Annotated in this window: 1 pseudogene; it reads right to left on the bottom strand. The window is 53.7% G+C overall.

Annotated elements, in window-relative coordinates:
- Nucleotides 1-704 (bottom strand): annotated as a pseudogene (locus tag KI811_RS18370) (PKD domain-containing protein); the annotation flags it as partial.
- Nucleotides 705-1,026 lie beyond the last annotated feature (322 nt).

The raw sequence follows: 1,026 nt of genomic DNA, 5'->3' as shown, positions 1-1,026 counted from the left end.
TTCGTGTGCTCGTAGACAACTCCTTGTGTGTGGCACCCCGCGCAGTCAGCTGGCGTTACCACCATGTTGTGCTGGGCGACGTGATCAAAACCAACGTGGCAGGAAGTACAAGTGACCACGACGCCTGTCTTTGCGGAAAGAATCGTCTGCAACACCGTGGCATTGGCGCTGCTATGGCAGGTATAGCACGTGGAGGCACGGGAAAGGTGCTCATTCACCACTCCAAGGTTGTGGCATTGGGCGCAACTCACATCGGCCGTGGCGTTACTGTGGTTGGTCTTGGGGTTCATGGACGCATGACAGACGCTGCAGTCCCGGACCACGATGGGCGTATTGTTACCAGACGCATCGGTAACCATCTGGTGGCAGTCGAGGCACTGCTTTCCTTGCTCAACGAGCAGCTGATGGTGCCTTCCCTGGTGAATCAGGTCGCCATGACATGCAATGCAGTCGCGAACCACAATAGGGGTTTGATTCCCAGTCGGGCCAACCATCTGGTGACAGTCGAGACATTGCTTTCCTTTGCTAAGGAGCAGGTTGTGGTGGCGGGTTGCCGTTGAGCCCAACGCATCATTGTGACACCCCCTGCAATTGTTCTCAACGAGCGCATGGGCATCGGGCGGCATAATCGGCGCTAACAAAACCGTTACGACTAGCGCAAAAAAGATCAGGCGCCCTCCTTGAAGGCCAATCTCAGTTTTCATCTTTTCCCCCTTCAACTCCGAGACACAACTTCTTGCTAACCACTATTCAGAAGCAAGCCAACAACAAAATTAACGTATATTAGTTATTGTTTGCACACATTGCAACAACTACAAAAAAAGCGGCACTATCTGCCGCGTCGAGTGGGTATGGGACTCGTCCTCCAAGACCTCTCCTTCTGAGATTTTCCAGAAACCGAGTGGCCGGGGGAAAGCTCCCCCGGCCACTCTTCTGAAACATACTCAATTCTCTCCTACCAGGTTTCGCCCCCTGATATGGAACCATGCTCACCGCAGTTGGTGCTGCAGCTGGACTCGCTGTATC

It is taken from the genome of Geobacter hydrogenophilus, from assembly GCF_018501225.1.
Classification (GTDB): domain Bacteria; phylum Desulfobacterota; class Desulfuromonadia; order Geobacterales; family Geobacteraceae; genus Geobacter; species Geobacter hydrogenophilus.
The sequence above is the reverse complement of the archived record's forward strand: the minus strand, read 5'-3'. Positions and strand labels throughout refer to the sequence as shown.